The 8,001-nt window shown below is 71.3% G+C and carries 5 protein-coding genes, 1 pseudogene and 1 riboswitch; of the genes and pseudogenes, 3 read left to right on the plus strand and 3 right to left on the minus strand.

Features of this window, described 5'->3' with window-relative positions; all coding sequences use genetic code 11:
- Positions 1–612 (minus strand): annotated as a pseudogene (locus MHW47_RS28815) (NlpC/P60 family protein); the annotation flags it as partial.
- A gap of 307 nt (positions 613–919) precedes the next feature.
- Here MHW47_RS28815 and MHW47_RS28820 point away from each other — a divergent pair.
- Positions 920–1,273, plus strand: coding sequence for a hypothetical protein (locus tag MHW47_RS28820; protein ID WP_239226693.1), 354 nt, complete (start codon positions 920–922; stop codon positions 1,271–1,273).
- A gap of 55 nt (positions 1,274–1,328) precedes the next feature.
- On the opposite strand, the gene MHW47_RS28825 is transcribed toward MHW47_RS28820, so the two are convergent.
- A complete protein-coding gene (locus MHW47_RS28825; RefSeq protein WP_239226694.1) occupies positions 1,329–2,510 on the minus strand; it encodes a C40 family peptidase in 1,182 nt (393 codons plus the stop codon).
- Positions 2,509–2,660: riboswitch (cyclic di-AMP (ydaO/yuaA leader) on the minus strand. (Overlaps the previous gene by 2 nt.)
- Before the next feature lie 160 nt (positions 2,661–2,820).
- Here MHW47_RS28825 and pcrA point away from each other — a divergent pair.
- A complete protein-coding gene (pcrA, locus tag MHW47_RS28830; protein WP_239226695.1) occupies positions 2,821–5,259 on the plus strand; it encodes a DNA helicase PcrA in 2,439 nt (812 codons plus the stop codon).
- 69 nt (positions 5,260–5,328) lie between these two features.
- Here pcrA and MHW47_RS28835 read toward each other — a convergent pair whose 3' ends face one another.
- Positions 5,329–6,945 carry a M23 family metallopeptidase gene (locus MHW47_RS28835; protein ID WP_239226696.1) on the minus strand — a complete coding sequence of 539 codons (1,617 nt, stop codon included), beginning with the start codon at positions 6,943–6,945 and terminating at the stop codon, positions 5,329–5,331.
- Positions 6,946–7,547: 602 nt separating this feature from the next.
- Here MHW47_RS28835 and MHW47_RS28840 point away from each other — a divergent pair.
- On the plus strand, positions 7,548–7,961 hold the full coding sequence (locus MHW47_RS28840; protein WP_239226697.1) for a cobalamin B12-binding domain-containing protein: 414 nt from the start codon (positions 7,548–7,550) through the stop codon (positions 7,959–7,961).
- Positions 7,962–8,001 lie beyond the last annotated feature (40 nt).

The raw sequence follows: 8,001 nt of genomic DNA on the forward strand, positions 1-8,001 counted from the left end.
CTCGGCCGGGGTGAGGCGGGCGAGCAGGCGGCGGGCCTCGGCGAGCTTGGCGCGGACGGTCGCGCGGTGCTTCTCGGTCGCGGCCTGCCGGGCGGCCAGCTCGGTCAGCTTGCCGGCCGCCTCGGCGCGTACCTGGGCGATCTCCGCGACCTGGCGCCGCACCGAGCGGACCTCGGTGGCCCGGCGCTCCCCGGCCCGCTCCGCGTAGGTGGCGCGGCGCAGGTACTGGTCCGGGTCGGAGGAGAGCGCGAGCTGAAGGGAGGGGTCGAGCCCGGCGGAACGGTACTGCGCGGCGGCGTAGGCACCGAGCACGTCGCGGGCGGCGTTGAGGCGCTGGGTCCTGCGGGCGGCCTCGTCGCGCAGGGCGTCGACGGACTTGGCGGCTGCCGCCGCCTCGGTCTTCGCGCCGTTGTACTTCTCGGTGGCGACCTCCGCCTCCCGGTAGAGCCGGTCCACCTGGGCCTTGACCTGCGCCGCGGTGGGGGTGGGGTCGGCGTGCGCGGCTCCCGGCAGCACGGCGGCCGTCGCGGCGCCGGCGAAGGCGAGGGTCGCCGCGGTGCGTGCCGCGGAACCGGTGGTGAAACGCTGCCTGGGTTTGCGATGCGCTGCCACGAGGGCGGGCGTCCTTCCGTGCGACTGCCCGGCGGGGTATACCGGCGGGCTCCTTCGGTGGTCCGGCGAGGGCGCTGCCCGGGCCTGCCACCGGGAAGGGACGCTAATCCGAGGACACGGGCCGGAGACGTAATGGCGGCTATTGCCCGCTCTTGGCGTGGCATTGTTGCCAAACGGCCGTGAATGACCGGAAGTGATAGCCGTAATTGCCGCAGATGCAGGCAAAAAGTGCATTCATCATTCAAACGGTGAGTTATCCACACCCTGCCCGTGAGTGGCCGGGAGTGCCGCGGCTATGGTGCGGAACATGCGCGTACTCATCGATTTCGTCGTCGCTCTGCACATCATCGGCATCGCCGCCCTGCTCGGCGGATTCCTCGGCCAGATGAAGGCGCTGCGGACCGGTACCGCCCGGTTCGTCCCCGGCATGCTGCACGGGGCGCTGACGATGCTGGTCACCGGCGTCGCCCTGGTCGGCCTCCACCAGGCCGAGGACCACCCGGTGAACAACATCAAGATAGGCGTCAAGCTGCTGATCCTGGTCGTCATCCTGGCGCTCGTCTACGTCAAGCGGGACGAGGAGAAGGTGGACAAGGGCTTCTTCGGGGCGGTCGGCGCCCTGACCCTCGCCAACATCTTCATCGCCACGCTCTGGACCTGACGGCCGGCACCGGGCCGGTCCCGTACGGGCCGGCCCGGCATCCCCGCAGGACCGGTCAGGCCGGGCGCACGCTGCCGTAGATCGGCATGTAGTAGATCGACTCCTCGCGCACGTTCGCCCCGGGCTTCGGCGCGTGGATCATCATCCCGTCGCCCTTGTAGATCCCGACGTGACTGATGTCGTCGTAGAAGAACACCAGATCACCGGGCTGGAGATCCGCCGTGGCGACCCGGGTGCCGATCTTCACCTGGTCCCAGGTGGTGCGCGGGATGTCCACACCCGCGGCCTTCCAGGCCGCCTGCGTCAGCCCCGAGCAGTCGTACGAGGCGGGCCCGGTGGCGCCCCACACGTACGGCTTGCCGATCTGGGCGCGGGCGAACGCGAGGACCTTCTCCGCCTTCGTGCTGGCGCTGGTGCCGGAGTCCGCGCCGGTCCCCGAGCCCGACCCCGAGCCGGAGCCCGTCTCCGTGCCCGATTCCGTACCGCTTCCCTCCGACTTCGCGGCCTCGCGCGCGGCCTCCTTCCGGGCGGCGGCCTGTTTCTTCGCCAGCTCCTCCGCCTTGCGCCGGGCCTCCGCCTCCTTCTTGCGCTCCAGTTCCGCCAGACGCGCCTTCTCCTCGGCGGTCAGCTTCGACAGCAGGGTCCGCGCCTCGGTCAGCTTCTTCTGGACGTTCTGCTTGCTGGTGCGCAGCGCCGCCTGCGACTCGGTCAGCGTCTCCAGGCCCTTCACGGCCTCGGCCCGCTGCTCGGACGCCTTCGCCTGCCGCGTTCGGAAGTCCGTGACCGCCTGCTGCTGGCGCTCGGCCATCCGGTCCATGAGGTGGGTCTGGTCGAAGAACGACTGCGGATCGTCGGCCAGGAAGAAGGTCGCGGTCGGCGCGAGGGCGCCGTTGCGGTACTGGGCGGCGGCGTAGTTGCCGAGGGTCCTGCGGGCGTCGTTCAGTTCGGCCGTGCGCTTGGCCACGTCGTCGAGCAGCGTGTCCACCCGGTTCCGCTGCTTGTCCGTGGCCTCCTTCGCCCGGTTGTACTTCTGGGTCGCGGTGCCCGCCTGCCGGTAGAGGTCGTCGACCCTCTTCTGTACTTCCTCGATGCTCGGTCTGGGGGGCGCCGGGGCGGCCAGCGCGCTCTGCGAGGACAGCAGCGTGACCGAGGCCAGCGCGGCCGAGGTGAGTCCCACGGCGGGGGCGGTGGAGCGTATGCGGGTGCGCGGTTTGCGATGCGACGCCAAGGCCGGCATCTCCTTCCGTGGACCGCCTGCCGGGTTAGCTGTCGGGTTCGGGCGGAACGGAAGGCTGCCCTACGGTCCGGTGGGGGGCGGACCGATTCACCCCGGTGTTGCGTGTGGGCCCCCGGCTCCGGGCGGGCCCGGATTCGGCGCGGGGCCCGCTCGGCGTGGGTCGCCACTGGGGGTACGGGCCGTCCGAACGAGCACGCTAGCCAACGGGAGGGGCCGCTGGGAAGGTCGGTGTGCGATATGCCCGATACATTTTCGTGACCTTCCGGGAGCGGGGTCGGCTGTCAGTCGGGCGCCTTAGACTCGGACAGCGATGAGCAGCCTCTTTGACGACAGTTTCCTGGCCGGCCTCCAGCACGAGGAGGAAGGGCCCCCGCCGCCCCCCGAGGGCCCCGCACCCGAAGCGGTGCCGGAGGACCTCTTCGCGGGCGTGTTCGAGGGGCCGCCGCCGGCGCGCGACGCGTACTACCGCGACGGCGCGCACCGCCCCGTCATCGACCCGGAGGCCCTGCTCGACGGGCTGAACACCGAGCAGCGCGCCGCCGTGGTGCACTCCGGGTCGCCCCTGCTCATCGTCGCCGGTGCCGGCTCCGGCAAGACCCGTGTGCTCACCCACCGCATCGCCCACCTGCTGGCCGAGCGCGGGGTGCATCCCGGGCAGATCCTCGCCATCACCTTCACCAACAAGGCCGCCGGCGAGATGAAGGAGCGCGTCGAGCAGCTGGTCGGGCCGCGGGCCAACGCCATGTGGGTCATGACCTTCCACAGCGCCTGCGTCCGCATCCTGCGCCGCGAGTCCAAGAAGCTCGGCTTCACCTCCTCGTTCTCCATCTACGACGCCGCCGACTCCAAGCGCCTGATGGCCCTGGTCTGCCGCGATCTGGAGCTGGACCCCAAGCGCTACCCGCCGAAGTCCTTCACCGCCAAGGTCTCCAACCTCAAGAACGAGCTCATCGACGAGGAGACCTTCGCCGGTCAGGCGGCCGACGGGTTCGAGAAGACGCTCGCCCAGGCATACGCGATGTACCAGGCGCGGCTGCGCGAGGCCAACGCGCTGGACTTCGACGACATCATCATGACGACGGTCCACCTGCTCCAGGCGTTCCCCGACGTCGCCGAGCACTACCGCCGCCGCTTCCGGCACGTCCTGGTCGACGAGTACCAGGACACCAACCACGCCCAGTACACCCTCGTCCGCGAGCTGGTCGGCCCCACAGGCCCGGAGGACGCCCCCGCCGAGCTGTGCGTCGTGGGCGACGCCGACCAGTCGATCTACGCGTTCCGGGGCGCGACCATCCGCAACATCCTCCAGTTCGAGGAGGACTACCCGAACGCGACGACGATCCTGCTGGAGCAGAACTACCGCTCCACGCAGACGATCCTCTCCGCCGCCAACGCCGTCATCGAGCGCAACGAGAGCCGCCGCCCCAAGAACCTCTGGACCAACGCCGGCACCGGCGCCCGCATCACCGGCTACGTCGCGGACACCGAGCACGACGAGGCGCAGTTCGTCGCCGAGGAGATCGACCGGCTCACCGACGCGGGCGACGCCAAGGCAGGGGACGTCGCCGTCTTCTACCGGACGAACGCCCAGTCCCGCGTCTTCGAGGAGATCTTCATCCGCGTCGGCCTGCCCTACAAGGTCGTCGGCGGCGTGCGCTTCTACGAGCGCAAGGAGGTCCGGGACGTCCTCGCCTACCTGCGCGTCCTCGCCAACCCCGAGGACACCGTCCCGCTGCGCCGCATCCTCAACGTGCCCAAGCGCGGCATCGGCGAGCGCGCCGAGGCGATGATCGACGCCCTGTCGCTCCGCGAGAAGATCACCTTCCCGCAGGCGCTGAGCCGCGTGGACGAGGCGTACGGCATGGCCGCCCGCTCCGCCAACGCCGTGAAGCGGTTCAACACGCTGATGGAGGAGCTGCGCACGGTCGTCGAGTCCGGCGCGGGCCCGGCCGTCGTGCTGGAGGCGGTCCTGGAGCGCACGGGCTACCTCGCCGAGCTCCAGGCGTCCACCGACCCCCAGGACGAGACCCGCATCGAGAACCTCCAGGAGCTGGCCGCCGTCGCCCTGGAATTCGAGCAGGACCGGGGCGAGGAGGAGGGCACGGGCACGCTCGCCGAGTTCCTGGAGCAGGTCGCGCTCGTCGCCGACTCCGACCAGATCCCCGACGAGGACACGGACGGCTCCGGTGTCATCACGCTGATGACCCTGCACACCGCGAAGGGACTGGAGTTCCCGGTCGTCTTCCTGACCGGCATGGAGGACGGCGTCTTCCCGCACATGCGGGCGCTCGGCCAGGTCAAGGAGCTGGAGGAGGAGCGCCGCCTCGCCTACGTCGGCATCACGCGCGCCCGCGAGCGGCTCTACCTCACCCGGGCCGCCATGCGCAGCGCCTGGGGCCAGCCCTCGTACAACCCGCCGTCCCGCTTCCTGGAGGAGATCCCGGAGCAGCACCTGGACTGGAAGCGCAAGGGCCCGATGGCCGCTCCGGCCGGACCCACCTCGGGCATCACGTCGTCGCTCTCCGCCTCCCGCGCCCGCTCCGGCCCGTCCGGCTTCGCGACCCGGCGGACCTCGGACAAGCCGACGATCACTCTGGTGGCGGGCGACCGCGTCACGCACGACCAGTTCGGCCTGGGCACGGTGACGACGGTCGAGGGCGTCGGCGACCAGGCGAAGGCCACGGTCGACTTCGGCGACGGCCGTCCGAAGAAGCTGCTCCTGCGGTACGCGCCGGTGCAGAAGCTCTGAGAGACGCGCGACGGCCGGAGCCCCGGGGCTCCGGCCGTTCGTTCCCGGTCCCGACCGGTCCGGCGGTGCTCAGTTCGGGTTCACGCCGTGGCCGCGCAGCCACGGCAGCGGGTCGATCGCCGCACCGCCGCCGGGCCGCACCTCGAAGTGCATGTGCGGGCCCGTGGAGTTGCCGGAGTTGCCGGAGTACGCGATGACATCGCCGGCCTTGACGTGGCCCGAGCGGATGCGGGTGCTGCTGAGGTGGCAGTACCAGGTCTCCGTGCCGTCGGCCATGGTCACGATGGCCATGTTGCCGTAGGCGCTGTTGTACTGCGTGCGGACGGTGCCGTCCGTCGCGGCCATGACCGGCGTGCCGTACTGGACCGGGAAGTCGATGCCCGTGTGGACGGACATCCAGTTGACGCCCGCCTGCCCGAAGTACGCGCTCAGGCCGTGCTGCTTCACCGGCATGACGAACTTGGGGCGCAGGGCCTCCTTGCGGGCGGCTTCCGCCTCGCGCCGCTGCTTCTCGGCCGCCTGGCGCGCCTTCAGGTCGATGCGCTCCTGGGTGCGGCTGGCCCGGTCCGCGAAGTTCTCCGCGTCGGCGCTGAGGTTGGCGAGCTGGGTGTCCAGCTTGTCGTTGGCCACGGCCGGCTTGACGGTGTCGTCGGCGGCCATGGTGGTGGTCGCGTCCTTCTTCGCCTCGTCGCCGCCCATGCCGCTCACGGAGGCGGCGGCGATCCCGGCCACGCTCATCACGCAGGCGGAGGGAACGGCGACGGTGAGGAGTGCGGAGCGCTTCGCGGGGGAACGCCGGCGGCTGCGGCCCGCGCTCCGGGGGGCGGGGCGGGCGGCGGGACGGTGGTCGTCGCCGGCCGGGCCCTGGTGCGTGCCGTCCTCGCTGCCGGGAATGCCGGGGCCGTCGACGGCGTCGTGGGCGGTGTCGTCGGCCGGTTCCGGGTGGCTCCCGGCCTCCTCGCCGGTCTCACCGGCGGTGCGGTAGGGCTCGTACGGGTCGTAGTCACCGGAGCCCTGGGCGAAGGTTTCGTAGCCGCTCTCGTACGTCTCCGCCGGGGGATGCTGTTCGGCTTCGTTCGAGACGACCGGATTTTGCACATTTTGCTCGGCGTGTCCGGGCGTGGCGCCGGTGTTCCAGGCGGTGGCGTCGTACATGCCGGTGTCGTACGAGGCGGTGTCGTCGGAGGGCCATGCGGGGGCGGTGGTCCAGGTGGTGGTGTCCCACTGGCCGGAGGTGTCCGGCGCGCCGCCCTGGGACGGGACGCCGGGGGCGTAGCCCTCGCTCGGCAGCCAGGTCGTCGTGGTGTCGTACTGCGGTGATCCGTCGTACCGGGTGCCCTCGTAGGGGGCCGCGTCGTACGGCGGGTGCTGCTGCGCCTGGTCGGCGTGGGCGGGATATCCGTCGAACCCGCCGGTTCCGTCCGTCCCGAGGGTCTGGTGGGCGCCGGTGTCCCACTGCGTGGTGTCGTACGTGCCGTATCCGGCCGCACCGCCCGTGTACGGGATGCCCTGGCCCTGCGAGGTGTTGTACGAGGCGTCGTAACCGCCGCCGTAGCCGGTGCCGGTGCCGTTTCCGGGGTAGGAACCGAAGAGCGGGTCCGTCTCGAAGCTGCCCGTGGCGTCCAGGGTGCCGGTGGCGTAGCCGTCGTATCCGGCATACCCGGCGTGGGGGTGCTGGTCGTTCACCAACTTCTCTCTCGCCTCGGCAGCAGGACCAGTGCCCGGAGCGCGGGGCTCCGGGGGTGAGCAGTGGCCGCGACTGTACCCGGCGGTATCCGCCGCCGACAATCTTCGACGGCTCTGGGGCGCGCGGGAAAACGGGCAATCGGCCGTCTTTCGGCAGCGGGCGTACTCAGCCTTGGCTCTATGTTCGAAGTTTGTTCGGTTTGCGCGGCGGGCGCCGAACCGGCGCGGCGACGGCGGCACCGGCGTGCGAAACCGGCGCGCGGGACGGGGGCACGCAGGACCGGGGTGCGCGCGGCCGGGGCGGCGTGGCGTTCCGTGGCGATCCCCGTCGGGGCGGTTCACTGCTGAGGGGCGGCTCGGCGGCCCGTATCACCGCGCCGTGCGGCTGCCGGCGCGGTGATACGGCGACCCGATGCGGGTCCGCGGGCCCCCGGTCCCGCACGGCGCGTGGGCCGCGGGCTCGGACCGGTGCCCGTGAGCAACGTCCCGGATGTGATTTCCCCCTCCCGGTCCACCGCGAAACGGCGGCTTGCGGGATGCTGTGGATAACGTTCGTTCACATCCCCGGCCCTCAGGCACGGGAGACGCAGGTGGAGGCAGTGATGGGTGTGACCGGTCCGATCCGTGTCGTGGTGGCCAAGCCGGGCCTCGACGGCCATGACCGCGGGGCGAAGGTGATCGCGCGGGCCCTGCGCGACGCCGGTATGGAGGTCATCTACACGGGACTGCACCAGACGCCCGAGCAGATCGTGGACACGGCGATCCAGGAGGACGCCGACGCGATCGGCCTCTCCATCCTCTCGGGGGCGCACAACACGCTCTTCGCGAAGGTCATCGAACTGCTCAAGGAGCGCGACGCGGAGGACATCAAGGTCTTCGGCGGCGGCATCATCCCGGAGGCGGACATCGCCCCGCTGAAGGAACAGGGCGTCGCGGAGATCTTCACCCCCGGCGCGACGACGACCGCGATCGTCGACTGGGTCAACGCCAACGTCCGTCACCCGGCGGAGGCGTAACCCACCACGGCCCGCGATGGATCACGCGACCGGGCCGCCC

The sequence above is a fragment of the Streptomyces sp. OfavH-34-F genome, from assembly GCF_022347745.1.
In the GTDB taxonomy this organism is placed as follows: Bacteria; Actinomycetota; Actinomycetes; order Streptomycetales; family Streptomycetaceae; genus Streptomyces.

Excerpts from the sequence above, each read along its gene's own strand:
- MHW47_RS28820 (WP_239226693.1), top strand. The coding sequence starts at position 920 with ATGCGCGTACTCATCGATTTCGTCGTCGCTCTGCACATCATCGGCATC.
- MHW47_RS28825 (WP_239226694.1), bottom strand. The coding sequence starts at position 2,510 with ATGCCGGCCTTGGCGTCGCATCGCAAACCGCGCACCCGCATACGCTCC.
- pcrA (WP_239226695.1), top strand. The coding sequence starts at position 2,821 with ATGAGCAGCCTCTTTGACGACAGTTTCCTGGCCGGCCTCCAGCACGAG.
- MHW47_RS28840 (WP_239226697.1), top strand. The coding sequence starts at position 7,548 with ATGGGTGTGACCGGTCCGATCCGTGTCGTGGTGGCCAAGCCGGGCCTC.